This window comes from Streptomyces olivaceoviridis, assembly GCF_014650115.1.
Taxonomy (GTDB): Bacteria; Actinomycetota; Actinomycetes; order Streptomycetales; family Streptomycetaceae; genus Streptomyces; species Streptomyces olivaceoviridis.
Genome location: NZ_BMUI01000001.1, coordinates 385,221 through 406,903, shown reverse-complemented (window position 1 = coordinate 406,903; position 21,683 = coordinate 385,221). Strand labels below are relative to the sequence as shown.

15 protein-coding genes are annotated in these 21,683 nt (G+C 72.2%); all 15 read left to right on the top strand.

Annotated features, from left to right (window positions below; genetic code table 11):
- Positions 1 to 150 precede the first annotated feature (150 nt).
- Positions 151 to 1,665: a bifunctional tetrahydrofolate synthase/dihydrofolate synthase gene (folC, locus tag IE273_RS01825; RefSeq protein WP_189813335.1), complete on the top strand. Its 1,515-nt coding sequence runs from the start codon at positions 151 to 153 to the stop codon at positions 1,663 to 1,665.
- Positions 1,666 to 1,674: 9 nt separating this feature from the next.
- On the top strand, positions 1,675 to 2,034 hold the full coding sequence (locus tag IE273_RS01820; protein WP_189813334.1) for a DUF4233 domain-containing protein: 360 nt from the start codon (positions 1,675 to 1,677) through the stop codon (positions 2,032 to 2,034).
- Positions 2,035 to 2,099: 65 nt separating this feature from the next.
- Positions 2,100 to 2,513: a nucleoside-diphosphate kinase gene (ndk, locus tag IE273_RS01815; protein ID WP_014672706.1), complete on the top strand. Its 414-nt coding sequence runs from the start codon at positions 2,100 to 2,102 to the stop codon at positions 2,511 to 2,513.
- Between the two features lie 261 nt (positions 2,514 to 2,774).
- Positions 2,775 to 3,794, top strand: a complete 1,020-nt coding sequence (locus IE273_RS01810) for a rod shape-determining protein (RefSeq protein WP_014672705.1) — start codon at positions 2,775 to 2,777, stop codon at positions 3,792 to 3,794.
- A 165-nt stretch (positions 3,795 to 3,959) separates the two neighbouring features.
- Positions 3,960 to 4,898, top strand: a complete 939-nt coding sequence (gene mreC / locus IE273_RS01805; protein WP_189813333.1) for a rod shape-determining protein MreC — start codon at positions 3,960 to 3,962, stop codon at positions 4,896 to 4,898.
- 13 nt (positions 4,899 to 4,911) lie between these two features.
- On the top strand, positions 4,912 to 5,589 hold the full coding sequence (mreD, locus tag IE273_RS01800) for a rod shape-determining protein MreD (RefSeq protein ID WP_189813332.1): 678 nt from the start codon (positions 4,912 to 4,914) through the stop codon (positions 5,587 to 5,589).
- Between the two features lie 146 nt (positions 5,590 to 5,735).
- Positions 5,736 to 7,988 (top strand): penicillin-binding protein 2, encoded by a 2,253-nt coding sequence (gene mrdA, locus IE273_RS01795; RefSeq protein ID WP_189813331.1) that lies wholly within the window; start codon positions 5,736 to 5,738, stop codon positions 7,986 to 7,988.
- The gene (rodA, locus tag IE273_RS01790; RefSeq protein ID WP_189813330.1) at positions 7,985 to 9,181 is read left to right on the top strand and encodes a rod shape-determining protein RodA; all 1,197 of its coding nucleotides are present in this window, start codon (positions 7,985 to 7,987) and stop codon (positions 9,179 to 9,181) included. Before mrdA ends, rodA begins: the two co-directional genes overlap by 4 nt.
- 48 nt (positions 9,182 to 9,229) lie before the next feature.
- Positions 9,230 to 10,732 (top strand): CYTH and CHAD domain-containing protein, encoded by a 1,503-nt coding sequence (locus IE273_RS01785; protein WP_189813329.1) that lies wholly within the window; start codon positions 9,230 to 9,232, stop codon positions 10,730 to 10,732.
- Positions 10,733 to 10,802: 70 nt separating this feature from the next.
- Complete coding sequence (locus IE273_RS01780; protein ID WP_189813328.1) at positions 10,803 to 12,764, top strand: TIGR03960 family B12-binding radical SAM protein; 1,962 nt, start codon at positions 10,803 to 10,805, stop codon at positions 12,762 to 12,764.
- 152 nt (positions 12,765 to 12,916) lie between these two features.
- On the top strand, positions 12,917 to 14,029 hold the full coding sequence (locus IE273_RS01775) for a hypothetical protein (protein ID WP_189813327.1): 1,113 nt from the start codon (positions 12,917 to 12,919) through the stop codon (positions 14,027 to 14,029).
- A 46-nt stretch (positions 14,030 to 14,075) separates the two neighbouring features.
- Entirely contained in the window at positions 14,076 to 14,846 is a 771-nt protein-coding gene (locus IE273_RS01770; protein WP_189813326.1) for a TIGR03936 family radical SAM-associated protein, read from the top strand.
- A 262-nt stretch (positions 14,847 to 15,108) separates the two neighbouring features.
- Positions 15,109 to 19,671, top strand: coding sequence for an Rne/Rng family ribonuclease (locus IE273_RS01765; protein WP_189813325.1), 4,563 nt, complete (start codon positions 15,109 to 15,111; stop codon positions 19,669 to 19,671).
- 146 nt (positions 19,672 to 19,817) lie between these two features.
- Positions 19,818 to 20,570 carry a phosphocholine cytidylyltransferase family protein gene (locus tag IE273_RS01760; RefSeq protein WP_189813324.1) on the top strand — a complete coding sequence of 251 codons (753 nt, stop codon included), beginning with the start codon at positions 19,818 to 19,820 and terminating at the stop codon, positions 20,568 to 20,570.
- Positions 20,558 to 21,619, top strand: coding sequence for an iron-containing alcohol dehydrogenase family protein (locus tag IE273_RS01755; protein WP_189813323.1), 1,062 nt, complete (start codon positions 20,558 to 20,560; stop codon positions 21,617 to 21,619). Before IE273_RS01760 ends, IE273_RS01755 begins: the two co-directional genes overlap by 13 nt.
- Positions 21,620 to 21,683: the final 64 nt, after the last annotated feature.

The following is a 21,683-nucleotide window of genomic DNA, read 5'->3' as shown; positions in this document are numbered from 1 at the left end:
GGCAAGCCCCCCGCACCGTGCCCGAGCGCCCCGCGGCCGGCCGGCGAGGCAAGCCCCACCCGCACCGCGCGGAGCGCCCCCGCCGGCCCGCGAGACAAGCCACCCCATACCGGCGCCCCGCCGCGGGCATCCGCTCCGTAGACTGGGCCCGTGAGCGAAGCGCCCGGCACCAGCGACACCCCCGACCCCCTCGACCCCTTCGACGAGATCATCGAGGCCGAGACCACCCGCGACCCCGACCTCGCGGTCATCGAGGCCGGCAGCCGCACCCTGCGCACCCAGGGCGGCCCTCCGCAGGCGGACGTGCCCGCCCGCCCCGAGGACCCCGAGGTCGACAAGGCCCTGCGTGAGGTCGAGGCGGAGCTGGCCACCCGCTGGGGCGAGACGAAGCTGGAGCCCTCGGTCAGCCGCATCGCCGCGCTGATGGACGTGCTGGGCGAGCCCCAGCGGTCGTACCCCTCGATCCACATCACGGGTACGAACGGCAAGACCTCCACCGCCCGCATGATCGAGGCCCTGCTCGGCGCCTTCGAGCTGCGCACCGGCCGCTACACCAGCCCGCACGTGCAGTCGATCACCGAGCGGATCAGCCTGGACGGCGCCCCGATCACCGCCGAGCGGTTCATCGAGACGTACCAGGACATCAAGCCGTACGTCGAGATGGTCGACGGGCAGCAGGAGTACCGGCTGTCCTTCTTCGAGGTGCTCACCGGCATGGCGTACGCGGCCTTCGCGGACGCCCCCGTGGACGTCGCCGTCGTCGAGGTCGGCATGGGCGGCTCCTGGGACGCCACCAACGTGATCGACGGCGACGTCGCCGTCGTCACCCCCATCGACCTCGACCACACCGACCGGCTCGGCGAGACGCACGCGGAGATCGCCGGCGAGAAGAGCGGCATCATCAAGCAGGACGCGACCGTCATCCTGGCCCAGCAGCCGGTGGACGCGGCGCAGGTGCTGCTGAAGAAGGCCGTGGAGGTCGACGCCACCGTGGCCCGTGAGGGGCTGGAGTTCGGCGTCGTCGACCGGCAGGTCGCCGTGGGCGGGCAGCTCCTCACCCTGCGCGGCCTCGGCGGCGAGTACCACGAGGTGTACCTGCCGCTGCACGGCGCCCACCAGGCGCACAACGCGGCCGTCGCACTCGCCGCCGTGGAGGCGTTCTTCGGCGTGGGCGCGCAGCGTGCCGAGCCGCTGGACATCGACACCGTGCGCAAGGCGTTCGCGGCCGTGTCGTCCCCGGGCCGGCTGGAGGTCGTACGGCGCTCTCCCACCGTCGTGCTGGACGCCGCGCACAACCCCGCGGGTGCCGAGGCCACCGCCGAGGCCGTGCGGGAGGCGTTCGACTTCACCCGGCTCATCGGGGTCGTCGGCGCGAGCGGCGACAAGAACGTGCGCGGGCTGCTGGAGGCCTTCGAGCCGATCTTCGCGGAGGTCGTCGTCACGCAGAACTCCAGCCATCGCGCCATGGACGCGGACGAGCTTGCCGCGATCGCCGTCGAGGTGTTCGGCGACGAGCGCGTACAGGTCGAGCCGCGGCTGCCGGACGCCCTGGAGGCCGCGATCACGCTGGCCGAGGAGGAGGGCGAGTTCGCGGGCGGCGGTGTGCTGGTGACCGGTTCCGTCATCACGGTCGGCGAGGCCCGGCTGCTGCTGGGGAAGGGCTGAGAGTCGAAGATGCGTACGCTCTGTGCATCGACCCTGATCGGCGAGTTCTTCGTCATCGGCTTCGCCGGGCTCGTCGCCATGAAGGACCCGGACCTGTCCACGTCGACGGTGTGGCTGGTCAGCGGCATCGCCATGCTGCTGTGCGTGCTGCTGTGCGGCATGGTGACCCGGCCCGGCGGGGTGGCCCTCGGCTGGGCCCTGCAAATCGCGCTGATCGCCTCCGGTGTCGTCGTCCCGACCATGTACTTCCTGGGCGCGGTGTTCGCGGCGCTGTGGTGGGCGTCGGTGCACTTCGGGAGAAAGGTGGACGAGGCGAAGGCCCGCTTCGCGGCCCAGGCCCAGTCCTCCTCCACGCCTGACGCTGCGTAACGACGGCCCCGACACGCCCTGTAACCTCGTCCCACCGCACCCGCAAGTCGTGTAAGGAGCCTTCCGTGAGCCAGCGCACCCTCGTCCTCCTCAAGCCCGACGCCGTCCGTCGTGGCCTGACCGGCGAGATCATCAGCCGCATCGAACGCAAGGCCGGCTGGCAGATCACCGCGCTGGAACTGCGCACACTGGACCAGGACACGCTGGAGCAGCACTACGGCGAGCACAAGGGCAAGCCGTTCTACGAGCCGCTGGTGGAGTTCATGTCCTCCGGTCCGGTCGTCGCGCTGATCGTGGAGGGCGAGCGGGTCATCGAGGGCGTGCGCCAGCTCGCCGGCCCGACCGACCCGATCGCCGCCGCGCCCGGCTCGATCCGCGGTGACTACGGCGTGATCGTCCGCGAGAACCTGATCCACGCCTCGGACTCCGAGGAGTCCGCCGAGCGCGAGGTGAAGATCTTCTTCCCCGGCCGCGCGTAACGCCCGTCCGCCGCGGAGAGGGTCCGGGACCGCGCCCGGACCTTTCCGGCACAGTCCTGGCATTTGAGGGAACGAGCGCCCCCGAACGCCCGTCTCCACAAGCGGGGCGGCACGCCATCTGGTGACAATGGCGGAGACCCTCGCGCAGTGTTCGTGCAGGCGCGTTTACGATGGAAGCCTTCACGTCACAGCACCCGCCTCGCCGGCCTGACATGCCCTCACACGCTCAGGACGGCCAGATGAATCCGGATGGGGAACTCAATGTCGTTCATCGGCCGTGACATGGCTGTCGACCTCGGGACCGCCAACACGCTGGTGTACGTCAGGGGTCGCGGGATCGTACTGAACGAGCCGTCCGTCGTGGCGATCAACACCAACACGGGTGGGATCCTCGCGGTCGGTGCCGAAGCGAAGAAGATGATCGGCCGGACGCCGGGCAACATCGTGGCGGTCCGTCCGCTGAAGGACGGCGTGATCGCCGACTTCGAAATCACCGAGCGGATGCTCCGCTACTTCATCCTGAAGATCCACAAGCGGCGGTATCTGGCCCGGCCGCGGGTCGTCGTCTGTGTGCCCTCGGGCATCACGGGCGTCGAGCGCCGGGCGGTCATCGAGGCGTCCTCCCAGGCCGGCGCCCGTCAGGTGCACATCATCGAGGAGCCCATGGCCGCCGCCATCGGCTCCGGTCTGCCGGTCCACGAGGCCACGGGCAACATGGTGGTGGACATCGGCGGCGGCACCACGGAGGTCGCGGTCATCTCGCTCGGCGGGATCGTCACCGCCCAGTCCATCCGCGTCGCCGGCGACGAACTGGACAACGCGATCATCCAGTACATCAAGAAGGAGTACAGCCTCCTCCTGGGTGAGCGCACGGCGGAACAGATCAAGATCACCATCGGTTCGGCGTACGACCTCGACACCGACGAGCACACCGAAGTCCGCGGCCGTGACCTGGTGTCCGGGCTGCCGAAGACCGTCGTCATCTCGGCGGCCGAGGTCCGCAAGGCGATCGAGGAGCCGGTCAACGCGATCGTGGACGCGGTGAAGACCACCCTCGACAAGTGCCCGCCGGAGCTGTCCGGCGACATCATGGACCGAGGAATCGTTCTGACCGGCGGAGGAGCCCTGCTGCGCGGGCTCGACGAGCGGCTGCGGCGGGAGACCGGCATGCCGATCCACATCGCCGAGGACCCCCTGGACAGCGTCGCGCTCGGCTCCGGCAAGTGCGTCGAGGAGTTCGAGGCGCTCCAGCAGGTCCTGGACGCCCAGCCGCGCAGATGACGCGACTCTTCGATTCCGCCGTACGAGACGTTCTCCTCTCGTGCGGCGGATCGTTGACATAGAGGCATAAGCTCCCACGAATGGGCCTCTTGGGCCGCGTCAGAGTACGCGCGTTCTCCAGGGGTCCGACGAATTCCTACTTGAGGAAGGGCACGGCCGCCGCACGTGAGGGACACGAAAGAGAGCCGGCTGCTCCTGGTCCTGTTGGTCGCCATCGCGTTCGCGCTGATCACGGTGGACATCCGCGGAGGCCGGAACTCCCCGGTCGACGGTGCCCGGCACGCCGCCGCGGCGCTGTTCGGCCCGGTCGAGAACGGGCTGTCCTCCGCGGTGGACCCGGTCGCGGGCGCCGTCTCCGCGGTCCGCGACTCCGGCAGCCGCCACGACCGGCTCGCCGTGCTGGAGAAGGAGAACGCGGCCCTCAAGGCCAAGCTCGGCAGCGACGACCGCAACCGCAGCCGCCTGAAGCAGCTCGACAAGCTGCTCAAGGTGGCCGGCGAGGGGCAGTACGGCATCAAGGGCGCCCAGGTCATCGCCATAGGCTCGGCCCAGGGCTTCTCCTGGACCATCACCATCGACGCCGGCGCCGACGACGGCATCAAGCGGGACATGACCGTCCTGAACGGGGACGGCCTGGTCGGCCGGGTCACCACCGTCGGCCCCAGCACCTCCACCGTGCTGCTCGCCAACGACCCGGACTTCACCGTCGGCACCCGCATGGAGGCGGGCGACGAACTCGGCTTCGCCTCGGGGCAGGGCGACCGCCCGCTGCGCGTGGAACTGCTCAACGGCAAGGCGGAGGTGAAGAAGGGCGACCGGCTCGTCACGTTCGGCTCGCAGGCCGACAAGCCGTTCGTGCCCGGTGTCCCGGTCGGCGTGGTCTCCCGCGTCGACCCCTCCGGCGGCGGCCTGACCCGCACGCTGTACGTCACCCCGTACGTCGGCTTCACCAAGCTCGACATCGTCGGCGTGGTCGTTGCGCCACCGAAGCAGGACCCGCGGGACACCGTGCTCCCGGCCAAGCCGAAGCCGGTCCCGACGCCGACGGTGACCGTGACGGTCACCCCGTCGGCCGACGCCCCCGCCACCGACGAGCAGCAGTAGGAGCTGTATCCCCATGCGTGTCAACCGGATCCTGCTCTCCACCCCGCTGGTCGTCGTGGCCCTGGTGATCCAGGTGAGCGCCCTCGCCCGGCTGCACCTGCCGGGCGCCGTCCCCGACCTGCTGCTGCTCACCGTCCTCGGCCTGGCGATGGTCTACGGCCACGTCGGCGGCGCCCTCGTCGGTTTCGGCGCCGGTCTCCTCGCCGACCTGGCCCCGCCGGCCGACCACGCGGCCGGCCGGTACGCGCTCGTGCTGTGCGTCATCGGCTACTTGGCCGGGCTCGTCAAGCCGGAGAACGGCCGGCTGAGGTCGGCGACCGGCCCGATGGCCGTCGTGGTCGCCGCCGCCATCGGCTCCACCCTGCTCTACGCCGGGGTGGGCGCCCTGGTCGGCGACACCGCCGCCCGCCATGTCGGCCTGCCGGGGCTGCTGTTCTCCGCCGCCCTGTACGACCTGCTGCTCGCGCCGTTCATCGTGCCCGGCGTGATGTGGCTGGCCCGCCGCGCCGACAACGACCCGCTCACCGAGACCGGGCCCGCGGCCAAGGCCGGGGACATCTCCTCGGGCTGGCTCTCCTCCGGCACGGGCCTGCGCATCGGCAGCCAGCGCAGCGGTCTCGGCGCCCTGAAGGCCAAGGCGCGCACGCGCTCCGCCCGGGTCGGCCGCATCAAGGGGGTCAAGCGGCTGTGAGGGGCGGGGAGTTCCACACCGGCGGGCCGACCTCCGGTGAGTTCACTCGAACGGGTAAGCGTTCCTGGAACGCCGGTTCACGAGCCGGTCGTTCATCATTCGTACGCGTTCTCGCACAGGCGTACTGAGAGGGGGAGACAGCCGCAGTGACCAACATCCCCGAGACCGGTCGGACCCCACGGGTCCAGATCCGGCTCGTCGTCATCCAGATCCTCGTTCTCTCCCTCCTCGGCACGCTCGGCGGCCGGTTGTGGTACCTCCAGATCCGGGAGGGCGCCGAGTACCAGAAGGAGGCGTCCGGCAACCACGTCCAGCAGGTCGTCGACCCGGCCGTGCGCGGCGACATCCTGGACGCCCGGGGCGTCCCCCTCGCGGACAACGAGACCCGCCTGGTGGTCTCCGCCTCCCGCACCGACCTGCTGAAGCAGAAGGACGACGGCAAGGCCGTCCTCACCAAGCTGGCCGGCGTCCTCGGCATGAGCCCCGCAGAGGTCATGCGGAAGGTCCGGCTGTGCGACGCCGAGACCCCCCAGCCCTGCTGGAACGGCTCGCCCTACCAGCCGATCCCGATCACCGACGAGGCCACCGCCAAGCAGGCCCTGCAGATCCGCGAGCGCTCCGAGGACTTCCCCGGCATCACCGCCGAGCCCGAGGCCGTCCGCCGCTACCCGGGCCCCGGCAAGTCCAACACCGCGCAGGTGCTCGGCTATCTCTCGCCCGTCACCGACGCCGAGATCCAGCAGGCCAAGGACTCCGACTCGCCCTACCTGCGCTCCGACATGGTGGGCCGCTCCGGCCTGGAGCGGACGTACGACAAGGTGCTGCGCGGCAAGGCCGGCGTCACCCGCTACGAGGTCGACAACCTCGGCCGGGTCATCGGCAAGGCCAAGTCGGACGCGGCCGAGTCCGGTTCGAACCTGGTGACCAGCATCGACTCCCGCGTCCAGCGGGTCGCCGAGTACGAGCTGGACAGGGCGATGAAGGCCGCCCGCCAGCAGTTCGACAAGATCACCGGCACCAACTACAAGGCGGACTCCGGTGCCGTCGTGGTGATGGAGGCCAAGACCGGCCGCATCGTCGCCATGGCCTCGGCGCCGACGTACGACCCGAACGTCTGGGTCGGCGGCATCTCCGCCAAGGACTACAAGGCCCTCACCGGCAAGGACTCGGACTACCCCCTGCTCAACCGGGCCATACAGGGTCAGGCCGCCCCCGGCTCGACGTTCAAGGTGGTCTCCACGGCCGCCGCGGTCGAGGCCGGCTACGACTTCGACGGCCGCTACCCCTGCACCAGCTCCTACTCGGTCGGCGGCCAGGTCTTCAAGAACTTCGAGGGCGAGAACTTCGGCCCGATCCCCCTGGGCCGCGCCCTGGAGGTCTCCTGCGACACCGTCTTCTACTACCTGGCCGACAAGGAGTGGAAGAAGGACGGCGGCATCAACCCCAAGAGGGGCCAGCCGAAGGACTACTTCTACAAGGCCGCCCACCAGTTCGGCCTCGGCAAGGAGACCGGCGTCGACCTGCCCAACGAGGTCACCGGCCGCGTCCCCGACCGCCAGTGGAAGCAGGCGTACTGGAAGGCCAACAAGGACGCCTGGTGCAAGACGGGCAAGAAGGACGGCTCCTACGTAGAGAAGATCGCCTACGAGAACTGCCTCGAAGGCAACAAGATGCGCGAGGGCGACTCGATCAACTACTCCATCGGCCAGGGTGACACCCTCGTCACCCCGATCCAGGAGGCCGTGATCTACGGCGCCGTCGCCAACGGCGGCACGATGTACCAGCCGACCATCGGCAAGGCGATCATCAGCGCCGACGGCAAGACGGTGCGGGAGATCAAGCCGACGAAGCGCGGCAGGCTGCCCGTCAGCCAGGCCACCCTCAAGGGCATGGACGACGCCTTCGCGGGCGTCATCACCCGCGGTACGGCGGCCTGGAAGTTCGGCGGCTGGCCGCAGGACAAGATCCCGCTGCACGCCAAGACCGGTACGGCCGAGGTCTACGGCAAGCAGACCACGTCCTGGCTGGCCACCTACTCCAAGGACTACACGGTGATCATGACGATCGCCCAGGCCGGTACGGGTTCCGGCGCCTCCGGTGAGGCCGTGCGCAACATCTACAGCGCGCTCTACGGCGTCCAGGGCGACGGCTCCATCGACAGCAAGAAGGCGCTGCTGCCCGAGCCGCAGAAGGGCCTGCCCAAGGTCCGCACGGACGGCACCATCGCCGCCCCGAAGGTCACCGGCGACCCGGCGAAGGACGCCGAGGCCGCCCAGAAGAACAACCCGACCAACGGCGACGGCCAGCAGCCCGCGGGCACCACGGCCTCGCCCGGCACGGGCAACCGTGACACCCGCAGACGGCCTCGCAGGAGGGGAAGCCGGAGGATGCCCTCATGACCGGCGCGAACAGCTTCTCCGTCTCCGGGTACGGCCCCGAGCGGGCCGGCTGGACCAGGATCTTCGCCCGCGACTCGCTCACCCGCCGGCTGGACTGGCCGATACTGCTCGCGGCCACCGCCCTGTCCCTGCTGGGCTCCCTGCTGGTGTACTCGGCGACCCGCAACCGCACCGAGCTGAACCAGGGCGACCCGTACTTCTTCCTGCTCCGGCACCTGATGAACCTCGGCATCGGGATCGCCCTGATGATCGGCACCGTCTGGCTCGGCCACCGCGCCCTGCGCAACGCCGTGCCGATCCTCTACGGCCTGTCGGTGCTCCTCGCCCTGGTGGTCCTCACCCCGCTCGGCGCCACGATCAACGGCCAGCGCAACTGGCTGGTGATCGGCGGCTTCTCGCTCCAGCCCGCCGAGTTCCTCAAGGTGTCGATCATCCTGGGCATGGCCATGCTGCTGGCCGCGCGGGTGGACGCGGGCGACAAGCCGTACCCCGACCACCGGACCGTCTTCCAGTCCCTGTGCCTGGCCACCGTCCCGATCCTGATCCTGCTGCTCATGCCCGACCTCGGTTCGGTGCTGGCCATGGTGGCGATCATCCTCGGTGTGCTGCTCGCCTCCGGCGCCTCCAACCGCTGGGTCTTCGGTCTGCTCACCGCCGGTGTCATCGGCTGCATCGCGATCTGGCAGCTGCACATCCTGGACGAGTACCAGATCAACCGGTTCGCGGCCTTCGCCAACCCGGACCTGGACCCGGCCGGTGTCGGCTACAACACCAACCAGGCCCGCATCGCCATCGGCTCCGGCGGACTCACCGGGGCCGGGCTGTTCCACGGCTCGCAGACCACCGGCCAGTTCGTGCCCGAGCAGCAGACCGACTTCGTCTTCACGGTCGCGGGGGAGGAACTGGGCTTCCTCGGCGCCGGCTTCATCATCTTCCTGCTCGGTGTCCTCCTGTGGCGCGCCTGCCGGATAGCGCGTGACTCGACCGAGCTGTACGGGACGATCGTCGCCGCCGGGATCGTCGCCTGGTTCGCCTTCCAGTCCTTCGAGAACATCGGCATGACCCTCGGCATCATGCCGGTCACCGGTCTGCCCCTGCCGTTCGTGTCGTACGGCGGCTCGTCCATGTTCGCGGTCTGGGTCGCGGTGGGACTTTTGCAGTCGATCAAGGTGCAACGGCCCATGTCGGCGTAGGCCCGGCGCCCCCTGCCGTACCGGCGCCCCGGACACTAGATTCGGTGCATGGCGGATGCGAAACGCGAGATCGAGCGCAAGTACGAGTCCGACGACAGCGGGCTGCCGGACCTGACCGGTGTCGGCGCGGTGGCGGCCGTCCTGGACAAGGGCCTGATGGAACTCGACGCCACGTACTACGACACCGTCGACGAACGTCTGGCCGCCGCCGCCCTCACCCTGCGCCACCGCACCGGTGGTGCGGACGCCGGCTGGCACCTGAAGTTCCCGGTCGCCCCCGGAGTCCGCGACGAGATCCAGGCCCCGCTCTCCGACACCGTCCCCGAGGAGATCGCGGCCCTCGTGCGCTCCCGCGTCCGGGACGCGGCGCTCGTCCCGCTGGTCCGGCTGCGCTCCGCCCGCGACGTCCGGCACCTGGTCGACGCCGAGGGCGTGCTGCTGGCCGAGGCCAGCGTCGACGCCGTGACCGCCGAGCGGTTGAGCGGCGGGGGCGGAGTCGCCCAGTGGACCGAGATCGAGGTGGAACTGGCCGACGGCGGCGACCCGGCCCTCCTCGACCAGTTGGAGAAGCGGCTGGGCAAGGCGGGCGTACGGCCGTCCCGGTCGCCGTCGAAGCTGGCGCGTGCCCTGGCGGAGACGGCCGCCGGCCGGCGCCGGAAGAAGGCCGGGCCCCCGCCGCCGGTGACCGCCGGTGACCACGTCCTCGCCTACCTCCGCGCCCAGCGGGACGCGCTGGTCGAGCTGGACCCCGCCGTCCGCCGCGACCTGCCCGACGCCGTGCACCGCATGCGGGTCGCCACCCGCCGCGCCCGCAGCGCCCTGCGCACCTTCGGCGCCCTCCTGGACCGCACCGTCACCGACCCCGTCGGCGCCGAGCTGAAGTGGCTCGCCGGCGAGCTGGGCGTCGACCGCGACCAGGAGGTGCTGGCCGACCGCCTGACCACCGCCCTCGACGCGCTCCCGGCCACCCTGGTCACCGGGCCCGTCCCCGAGCGGCTCACCGCGTGGTCCCGTGCCCGGCACGGCGGCGCCCACGCCCACCTCACCGGCGTGCTGGACTCCCGGCGCTATCTGGCCCTGCTGGACGCCCTGGACGCCCTCCTCGCGGACCCGCCGCTGCGCGAGGCGGCCGGCAAGAAGCCGGGGAAGGCCCTCGCCAAGGCCGTGCACAAGGACGAGAAGAAGCTGGCGGACGTCCTGGAGCACGCGCTGGCGCTGCCGCCGGGGCAGGACCGCGACCTCGCCCTGCACGAGGCCCGCAAGAAGGCCAAGCGCACCCGCTACGCCGCCGAGGCCGCCACCGAGGCGCTGGGCGCCCCCGCCCGCACCCTGACCAAGGCCATGAAATCCCTGACCACCCTCCTGGGCGACCACCAGGACAGCGTCATGGCCCGCCGCACCCTCCGCGAGCTCGCGGCGGTGGCGCACGCGGCGGGGGAGAGCGCGTTCACCTACGGGGTGCTGTACGGCAGGGAGGAGGCACGGGCGGCGGCGACGGAGGCGGAGCTGCCCCGGCTCTGGCAGGAGAGCAGCTCCGGGGCGGCTCGCTGAGCGTTCGGGGGAGGCCGCCGGGCGGGTTAGGCTTGATGGTCCCCCCTGTCAGCTCATGAAGGTTCGCGAGATGCCTGTCGAGTCGGTTTTCCCGCAGCTCGAAGCTCTGCTCCCGCACGTGCAGAAGCCGATCCAGTACGTCGGCGGAGAGCTCAACTCCACGGTCAAGCCGTGGGACGAGTGCGACGTCCGCTGGGCGCTCATGTACCCGGACGCGTACGAGGTCGGCCTGCCCAACCAGGGCGTCATGATCCTCTACGAGGTGCTCAACGAACAGGAGGGGGTCCTCGCCGAGCGCACCTACAGCGTGTGGCCGGACCTGGAGGAGCTGATGCGGGAGCACGGCGTCCCGCAGTTCACGGTGGACAGCCACCGCCCGGTGAAGGCCTTCGACGTGTTCGGCCTCAGCTTCTCCACGGAGCTGGGCTACACGAACATGCTCGCCGCGCTGGACCTGGCCGGCATCCCGCTGGAGTCCAGGGACCGCACGATCGACGACCCGATCGTCCTGGCCGGCGGCCACGCCGCCTTCAACCCGGAGCCGATCGCCGACTTCATCGACGCGGCGGTCATCGGCGACGGCGAGCAGGCCGTGCTGGACATGACCCGGATCATCCGCGAGTGGAAGGCCGAGGGCCGCCCCGGTGGCCGCGAGGAGGTCCTCTTCCGTCTCGCGAGGACCGGCGGGGTCTACGTACCGGCGTTCTACGACGTCGAGTACCTCCCCGACGGCCGTATCGCCCGTGTGGTCCCCAACAAGTCGGGGGTCCCGTGGCGTGTGTCCAAGCACACGGTCATGGACCTGGACGAGTGGCCGTACCCCAAGCAGCCGCTGGTCCCCCTGGCCGAGACGGTCCACGAGCGCATGTCGGTCGAGATCTTCCGCGGCTGCACGCGCGGCTGCCGCTTCTGCCAGGCGGGCATGATCACCCGTCCGGTGCGCGAGCGCTCCATCACGGGCATCGGCGAGATGGTGGACAAGGGCCTGAAGGCGACCGGCTTCGAGGAGGTCGGCCTGCTGTCGTTGTCGTCGGCCGACCACTCGGAGATCGGCGACGTCGCCAAGGGCCTCGCCGACCGCTACGAGGACGACAAGATCGGCCTGTCCCTGCCCTCCACCCGCGTCGACGCCTTCAACATCGACCTGGCGAACGAGCTGACCCGCAACGGCCGCCGCTCGGGTCTGACCTTCGCCCCGGAGGGCGGCTCGGAGCGCATCCGCAAGGTCATCAACAAGATGGTCTCGGAGGAGGACCTGATCCGCACGGTCGCCACCGCCTACGGCAACGGCTGGCGCCAGGTGAAGCTGTACTTCATGTGCGGCCTGCCGACGGAGACCGACGACGACGTCCTCCAGATCGCCGACATGGCGACCCGCGTCATCCAGAAGGGCCGCGAGGTCTCGGGCTCGAACGACATCCGCTGCACGGTCTCGATCGGCGGTTTCGTCCCCAAGCCGCACACCCCCTTCCAGTGGGCCCCGCAGCTCTCCGCCGAGGAGACGGACGAGCGTCTCGCGAAGCTCCGCGACAAGATCCGCGGAGACAAGAAGTACGGCCGCTCCATCGGCTTCCGCTACCACGACGGCAAGCCCGGCATCGTGGAGGGCCTGCTCTCCCGCGGCGACCGCCGCATCGGCGCCGTCATCCGCGCGGTGTACGACGACGGCGGGCGCTTCGACGGCTGGCGCGAGCACTTCTCCTACGACCGCTGGATGCGGTGCGCCGACAAGGCCCTCGCCACCTACGGCGTGGACGTCGACTGGTACACCACCCGTGAGCGCGGCTACGAGGAGGTCCTGCCCTGGGACCACCTCGACTCCGGCCTGGACAAGGACTGGCTCTGGGAGGACTGGCAGGACGCCCTCGACGAGACGGAGGTCGAGGACTGCCGCTGGACCCCGTGCTTCGACTGCGGCGTCTGCCCGCAGATGGACACCCACATCCAGATCGGCCCGACCGGCAAGAAGCTGCTCCCCCTGACGGTGAAGAACGCGGGTCCGACGCCGGCCGCGAGCGGTCACACGCACTGACCTGAGCGCGGCGCCGCCTGCGCGGCCCCGAGAGCCCCCTCTTCCGACGGAGAGGGGGCTCGTCGGCGTTCAGGGAGCCCGCCGAGCCGGAGTCCCGCACAGCGCCCGTGACTGACCGGATCCGAACGGGCGGTCCGTGCGTCTACCCCTGTATGGACCTCCAGAAGCCGTCGCCCGACTCCCACCAGCCCGAAGGGTGCCTCGTCGTCGCCGTCCGCCTCCCGGTGCGGATCGTCGCCCTGGTGCTGGTCGTGCCGGTGCGGATGGTGTGGGACGCGCTCGTCGTCACCGGGCGGTTCCTGCGGGACACCGTGCTCCGGCCGCTCGGGCGGGCCCTGCTGTGGGCCGGCCGGGCCGTGTTCGTGTGGCCGTTCGTGGGCCTGTGGCGGTACGTCCTGGTGCCCGTCGGCAGGGCGCTCGCCTGGCTCGGCACCGTCCTGCTGGTGGTGCCGGCCGTGTGGTGCCACCGGTACCTCCTCACGCCCGTCGGCCACGCCCTCGCCTGGCTGGCGCGCGGGGCCGGAGCCGGGCTCGCGTGGGTGTACGCGCGCGTGCTCACCCCGGTCGGGCACGCACTGACCTGGCTGCTGAAGGGAATCGGCGCGGTACTGGCCGTCCTCGGCGCCGGGGTGTACACGGCCGTCGCCTGGCTGCTGCGGTACCTGCTCGTCGTACCCGCGCGGTGGCTGTACTCCTGGGTGCTCGCCCCCGTCGGCCGGGCCGTCGCCTGGTGCGCGCGGGGAGTGGCGTGGCTGCTGGGACTGGTCGTCACCGGTGCCGGCCTGGCCCTGTACTGGACCGGCCGCGTCCTGTTCGTGCTGCCCGCGCTCGCGCTGTGGCGCTGGGTGCTCGCCCCCGTCGGCCGGTTCCTCGCGGTCGTCGCGCGCGAGGTGGGGGAGGCACTCGGGCACACCTGGCGGGTCGCCGGGCGGATCTCCCTGGCCGTCGGGCGCGCGCTGGGGACCCTCTTCCGGTGGATCTTCGTGGAGCCGGTGCGCTGGGTGTACCGGACCGTCCTCACCCCGGTCGGCCACGTCGTGCGGGACGCCGTCCTGCGGCCCCTCGCGCAGGGCCTGCGCGCGGTGGGCCGGGTCTCGCGGGAGGCGCTGGCCACGGCCCGGGACACCGTGCGGCAGGCCCGCGCGGACGTCAGCCGGATGCTGTTCGGAGAGCCCCGGCAGCGGCAGGCGGTGGACCGGCGGGAACCCACCGCCCGCGACACACGTACTCTTGGTAGGAGTACGACCGCTCTCACGAAGGACTAGGACACTGGGCAAGCGACAGCCCGAAGGCCCGCCGCCCGCACCCGCGGTGCAGCGCATTCGCCTGCGCTACACCAAGCGCGGCCGCCTGAGGTTCACCAGCCACCGAGACTTCCAGCGCGCCTTCGAGCGTGCGCTGCGCCGCGCCGGGGTGCCCATGGCGTACTCGGCCGGGTTCACGCCGCACCCGAAGGTGTCGTACGCCAATGCCGCACCCACCGGCACGGGCAGCGAGGCGGAGTACCTGGAGATCGCGCTCACCGAAGCGCGCGATCCCGAGACCCTGCGCGTCCTCCTCGACGAGTCGCTGCCCGCCGGGCTCGACGTCGTCGAGGCGGTCGAGGCGCGGACCTCGGGTCTCGCCGACCGGCTGACGGCCTCCGTGTGGGAGCTGCGGCTGGACGGCGTCGACCCGGCCGACGCCGAGCGCGCGGTCGAGGCCTTCACCAAGGCCGGCACCGTCGAGGTGCAACGGTTGACCAAGAACGGCGTCCGCACCTTCGACGCCCGCCCGGCCGTGGTGAGCCTGGAGACGCACGGTGCGCCGGCTGATAGGCCGACCGACCAGCCCTGTGCGATACTGCGGCTGGTTGTTCGGCACGTGACGCCTGCCGTACGACCCGACGACGTCCTGTCCGGTCTCCGCGCCGTGGCCGACCTGGCGCCGCCGGTCCCCGCAGCGGTGACCAGGCTGGCGCAGGGGCTGTTCGATGAAGAGACCGGCACGGTGACCGACCCGCTCGCGCCCGACCGCGAGGCTGCCGGGGCCCTGACGGCCCAGCCGGCCGCCGCCGCGACGGCGCCGGAAGGTCCCGCGTAGGGACGGACGTCGTAGCGCCGCCCTCGTACTCGGGAGCCACCTGGGTCGGGCAGCGCACCGACCAGAAGACTTTCGCCAGGCCGTACCGACAAGGCGTACGGAACCGGCGAGACAGGACACAGAGTGCTCCCGTGCGGCGCCCGCGCCCCGGACGGCGGCCATCGCGCATCGCGCGGGCCGCGGACGTCAACGGCGGACGGTCCATTGAGGCCGGTGCCGGACCAGGTGCGGCGCCCGGGAGCCTGACGGGAGAAACGCCCGCATGCTCGAACCGACCGAACCCAACGAGGGTTCCGAACTGAACACTCCCAGCGACACCCTGCCGCCGCGCAGGCGTCGCCGTGCCGCCTCTCGCCCGGCGGGCCCGCCCGCCGCGGCGGCGGAGGCGCCCGCGGAGGTCACCGTGCCGGCCATACCGGCCGCGGAGGCCGACGAGGTCACCGAGGTGACCGAGGACGTCGGCGAGATCGCCGAGGCCGAGGGGACCGAAGAGGCCGCTGCCGCCGAGGCCGCGCCCGCCGAGGAGGCCGCTCCCGCGCGTCCGCGTCGGCGTGTGGCCCGCAGGGCGTCCGCGCCCGCCGGTTCGCCGTCGTCCGCCGAGGCCGCCGAGACCGTCGTACCGGCCGAGCCGGAGAAGACCGCCGCCGTCCCCGAGGCCGGCGCGGTCGTCGTCGGTGAGGAGGCCGCCCCGCGCCGCACCCGGCGCCGGGCCACGCGCAGCGTGTCGACGCCGGTCGCCGATGCCGCCGAGTCCGCCGTGGCCGCCGAGGCCGAGGTGACGGAGGTCGCTGCCGCCGAGGCCGCGCCCGCCGAGGAGGCCGCTCCCGCGCGTCCGCGTCGGCGTGTGGCCCGCAGGGCGTCCGCGCCCGCCGGTTCGCCGTCGACCGCCGAGGCCGCCGAGACCGTCGTCCCGGCCGCCGCCACGTCCGCCACGGCGGCTGCCGCCGAGGCCGAGACCCCGCAGGAGCCCGCCGCCGAGGAAGCCGCTCCCGCGCGTCCGCGTCGCCGGGCCACCCGTCGGGCGTCCGCGCCCGCCGGTGCTCCGAAGGGCGCCGAGGAGACCGTGGCCGCCGCCCCGGTGGCGCAGCCGGAGGCCGTGTCGCAGGTGGAGGCCGCTCCGGCCACCGAGGCCGCCGAGGAGGCGCCGGAGGCCGTCGCCCCCGTCGAGGAAGCCGCTCCGCGCCGTACGCGTCGTCGTGCCACCCGCCGGGTGTCCACGCCTGACACTGAGGAAGCCGTGGAGGCCGCTCCGGCCGCCGAGGCTGTCGAGACCGCCGAGGCCGCCGAAGCCGCCGAGGAGGCGCCGGAGGCCGCTGCCCCCGTCGAGGAAGCCGCTCCGCGCCGTACGCGTCGTCGTGCCACCCGCCGGGTGTCCACGCCCGACACCGCCCCCGCCACCGAGGAAGCCGCTCAGGCCGAGGCCGCGGTGACCGCCCACACCCCGGAGGTCCCCGCGACCACGCACACCACCGAGCCGGCCGCGGCCACCCAGCCCGTCCAGGCACCGCAGGCTCCCGCACCGGCCGCCGAGGCCGAGGCCGGGGCGCCGCGCCGGGCCCGGCGCAGGGTCGTCCGCGCCGCGTCCGGGTTCGCCGAGCCCGGACGGGCCGCCGCTCCGCGGGCCGCCGAGCCGGAGGAGGCCGAGGCCCCGCGCCGGCCCGCCCGCCCCGCCGTCGCCGTCTTCCAGGCGCCGGTGTTCACCGAGCCCCAGTTCCAGACGCCGCAGCGGGCCGCGGCCGAGGCGGCTGCCGAGGCCGCCGAGGTCGACGAGGCCGTCGAGGCGGAGGAGGCCGAGGAGTACGCGGAGGAGCGCGCCGAGACCGGTGGCCGCCGGCGCCGGCGCCGCCGCGGTGCCGCCGAGGAGAGCAAGCCGGCCGAGACCGCCGTCGAGGACGAGGAGCCGGAGGAGGCCGAGGAGGCCGAGGAGACCCCGGAGGCCGCCGAGGACCTCGCTGAGGGCGAGGAGGGCGAGGAGGGCGACGAGACCGAGGGCGCCGAGGGCTTCGAGGAGTCCGGCTCGCGCCGTCGCCGCCGCCGTGGCGGACGCCGCCGCCGGCGCGGTGACGCGGCCGAGGGCGAGTCCGGCGAGGGCGTGGACGGCGACGCCGAGGAACTGGCCGCCGAGCAGGCCGCGCAGGACGCCGAGGACACTGCCGAGCAGGAGGAAGAGGACGCCGAGGAGGCGCGGGACGAGGAGTCCGGCGGCTCCAGCTCCAGCAGCCGCCGTCGCCGTCGCCGGCGCCGCCGGGCCGGTGACACCTCCATGGACGCCGAGCCGTCCGAGGACGACCCGGAGCGCACGGTCGTCAAGGTCCGCGAGCCGCGCAAGCCCAGCGAGCCGTCCGACGAGGTGCAGTCCATCAAGGGCTCGACCCGTCTGGAGGCCAAGAAGCAGCGCCGCCGGGAAGGCCGTGAGCAGGGGCGCCGACGCGTTCCGATCATCACCGAGGCCGAGTTCCTGGCCCGCCGCGAGGCCGTCGAGCGCGTGATGGTCGTCCGCCAGCACGGCGACCGTACGCAGATCGGCGTCCTGGAGGACGGCGTGCTCGTCGAGCACTACGTCAACAAGGAGCAGTCGACCTCGTACGTCGGCAACGTCTACCTGGGCAAGGTCCAGAACGTGCTGCCGTCGATGGAGGCCGCCTTCATCGACATCGGCAAGGGCCGCAACGCGGTCCTGTACGCCGGTGAGGTCAACTTCGAGGCGCTCGGCATGTCGGGCGGGCCGCGCCGGATCGAGTCCGCGCTCAAGTCCGGCCAGTCCGTCCTCGTGCAGGTCACGAAGGACCCGATCGGGCACAAGGGCGCGCGGCTCACCAGCCAGGTCTCCCTGCCCGGGCGCTACCTCGTGTACGTCCCCGAGGGCTCGATGACCGGCATCAGCCGCAAGCTGCCCGACACCGAGCGGGCCCGGCTGAAGACCATCCTCAAGAAGATCGTCCCCGAGGACGCGGGCGTCATCGTGCGCACCGCCGCCGAGGGCGCGAGCGAGGACGAGCTGCGCCGGGACGTCGAGCGGCTCCAGGCGCAGTGGGAGGAGATCCAGAAGAAGGCCAAGAACGGCGGCAACGCTCCGACGCTGCTGTACGGCGAGCCGGACATGACCGTCCGGGTCGTGCGCGACATCTTCAACGAGGACTTCTCCAAGGTCATCGTCAGCGGTGACGAGGCCTGGCAGACGATCCACGGGTACGTCTCGTACGTCGCCCCGGACCTGGCCGGCCGGCTGTCGAAGTGGACCTCCGAGGTCGACGTCTTCGCCACCTACCGGATCGACGAGCAGCTCGCCAAGGCGCTGGACCGCAAGGTCTGGCTGCCCAGCGGCGGTTCGCTGGTGATCGACCGGACCGAGGCGATGGTCGTCATCGACGTCAACACCGGCAAGTTCACCGGCCAGGGCGGCAACCTGGAGGAGACGGTCACCAGGAACAACCTGGAGGCGGCCGAGGAGATCGTGCGCCAGCTGCGGCTGCGCGACCTCGGCGGCATCATCGTGATCGACTTCATCGACATGGTCCTGGAGTCCAACCGGGACCTGGTGCTGCGCCGCCTGCTGGAGTGCCTGGGCCGCGACCGTACGAAGCACCAGGTCGCGGAAGTGACCTCGCTGGGCCTCGTCCAGATGACCCGGAAGCGGGTGGGCCAGGGCCTGCTGGAGTCGTTCTCCGAGACCTGTGTCCACTGCAACGGGCGCGGTGTCATCGTCCACCTGGACCAGGCGACCGCGAACGGTGGCGGCGGCAAGCGCAAGAAGCGCGGCCGGGGCGCCGAGGCGCCGGAGCCCGTGCACGAGCATGTGCACGAGACCGCCGCCGTGGCCGTGGAGACCGGCGAGGCCGTCGAGCCCGAGGTGGAGACCGCCGTGGAGGTGGCCGCCGAGGTCGCCGAGCCGGTGGCCCTGCCGGCGCCCGAGTTCGCGCCGGACGAGGAGCTGTACAGCAGCGTCGCCGAGGCGGAGGCGGCGGCCACCCGTGGCCGTACGCGGCGCCGGGCGAGCCGCCGGGTGTCGGCTCCGGCGGGTGCGCCGAAGGCGGAGAAGGCGCCCAGGGCCGAGCGGGCGTCCAAGGCCGGGAAGGCCGCCGCGGAGGCTGCGGAGGCCGCGGTTCCGACCGCCCAGGAGGTCACCGCCGAGCAGGCGGCGGCACGCCCGGTGCGGCCGGAGCCGGCCGCCGAGGCGCTGGCCGAGCCGATGGCCGTCGAGGACCAGGTGGTCCCGGCGCCGCAGGCCGAGGCCCCGGCCGCCGAGGAGGCCGCGCCCAAGGGCCGTACGCGCCGTCGGGCGACCCGGAAGGTGTCGGCCCCGGCCGGCTCGCCCGAGGGTGCCGAGGCGGCCGTCGTGACGGTGCCGGAGACGGCGCCCGCGGCCAAGGCACCGGCGGAGCAGCCCGCTCCGGTCGACGCGACCCCGGTCGAGGAGCCGGCGGAGGCCGTGAGCGCCCCCGCCCCGGCCCGCCCGCGCCGCCGTGCTGTGCGCAAGGCCACCGCGCCGACCGCGCCCGAGGAGGCGGCCGTCGTGGTCGTCCCGTCGGCCGCGGCGGAGGAGGCCCCGGCGGCGGAAGCCCCGGTCGCCGAGGCTCCGGTGACCGAGGAGACGGCTGCCGCGGAGCCGGCGGCCGAGGAGGCCGCGCCGGCCAAGAAGACCGCTCGTAAGACGGCGGCCAAGAAGGCCACGGCGAAGAAGACGGCCGCCAAGAAGACCGCGGCCAAGAAGACGGCCGCGAAGAAGACGACGGCCAAGAAGGCGGCGAAGACCGCCAAGACGGCCGCCGCGAAGTCGACGGCGAAGAAGACCACCACGGTCTCCACCGCCGCGGACGAGGACTGAGTCTCGTCCCACCGGGTGTGGTCCTGCCCCTTCGGGCAGGACCACACCCCTTGTCGGGGCCTTGGAGCGAGTTCTCCTCGGGGCGCCGGAGCCGAGTCAAGACGTACAGTGCCTCGGCACAGCTGAAACAAAGGAGAGAAACCGCGATGATAGGCCTCGTTCTGGCGGCCGGCGCCGGGCGCCGTCTGCGCCCCTACACCGACACCCTGCCCAAGGCTCTGGTGCCGGTGGGACCCGAGGGCGCGGAGGAGTCGCTGACGGTCCTGGACCTGACGCTGGGCAACTTCGCCGAGGTGGGGCTGACCGAGGTCGCGATCATCGTCGGCTACCGCAAGGAGGCCGTGTACGAGCGCAAGGCGGCCCTGGAGCGGAAGTACGGCCTGAAGCTCACCCTCATCGACAACGACAAGGCCGAGGAGTGGAACAACGCCTACTCCCTGTGGTGCGGCCGTGATGCCCTGAAGGACGGCGTGATCCTCGCCAACGGCGACACCGTGCACCCGGTCTCCGTCGAGAAGACCCTGCTCGCCGCGCGCGGTGACGGCAAGAGGATCATCCTCGCCCTGGACACGGTGAAGAGCCTGGCCGACGAGGAGATGAAGGTCGTCGTGGACCCCGAGAAGGGCGTCCGGAGGATCACCAAGCTGATGGACCCGGCCGAGGCGACCGGCGAGTACATCGGCGTCACCCTCATCGAGGGCGACGCGGCCGAGGAGCTGGCCGACGCGCTGCGGGCGACGTTCGAGCGGGACCCGCAGCTGTACTACGAGGACGGGTACCAGGAGCTGGTCGACCGCGGCTTCAAGGTCGACGTGGCGCCGATCGGCGACGTCAGCTGGGTCGAGATCGACAACCACGACGACCTCGCCCGCGGACGGGTGATCGCGTGCCAGTACTGACCCGGCTGATTCCCTCGCCGGTCGTGGTGGACATCCGCGCGGGTGCCCTCGACGACCTGGCGAGTGTTCTCGCCGATCAGCGGATCTCGCACTCCGGGCGGCTCGCCGTCGCCGTCAGCGGCGGCTCCGGGGCGCGGCTGCGCGAGCGTCTCGCGCCCTCGCTGCCCGGGGCGGTCTGGTACGAGGTGGGCGGCGGCACCCTGGACGACGCGGTCCGGCTGGCCGACGAGATGAAGTCGGGTCACTACGACGCGGTGGTCGGTCTCGGCGGCGGCAAGGTCATCGACTGCGCGAAGTACTCCGCGGCGCGCGTCGGCCTGCCCATGGTCGCCGTCGCCACCAACCTCTCCCACGACGGGATCTGCTCGCCCGTCTCCATCCTGGACAACGACGCCGGCCGTGGCTCCTACGGGGTACCGACCCCCATCGCCCTCCTCATCGATCTGGACGTGATCCGTGAGGCGCCGATGCGGTTCGTGCGCTCCGGCATCGGCGACGCCCTGTCCAACATCTCCGCGGTCGCGGACTGGGAGCTGGCCAACCGCGTCAACGGGGAGAAGATCGACGGCCTGGCCGCCGCCATGGCCCGCCAGGCGGGCGAGGCCGTGCTGCGGCACCCGGGCGGATGCGGCGAGGACGAGTTCCTGACCGTGCTGTCCGAGGGGCTGGTGCTGTCGGGCATCGCCATGTCGATCGCCGGGCACACCCGCCCGTCCTCCGGCGCCTGCCACGAGATCAGCCACGCGCTCGACCTGCTCTACCCCAAGCGGGCGGCGAGCCACGGCGAGCAGGTGGGACTGGGCGCCGCCTTCGCCATGCACCTGCGCGGCGACACCGAGCACGCCCTGCTGATGGCCGAGGTGCTGCGCCGGCACGGGCTGCCGGTGGTGGCGGAGGAGATCGGGTTCGGCGACGACGAGTTCGTCCGCGCCGTGGAGTACGCGCCGCGGACCCGGCCCGGCCGTTACACGATCCTGGAGCACCTGGAGCTGTCCCCGGAGGGCATCAGGCAGGCGTACGCCGGCTACGTGGCCGCGGTCGCCGGCTGAGCCCGGGCCCGGTTTGACCCCTGCGGTCCGGGCCCGTAACCTTGACCGTCGGCGTGTCCACTGA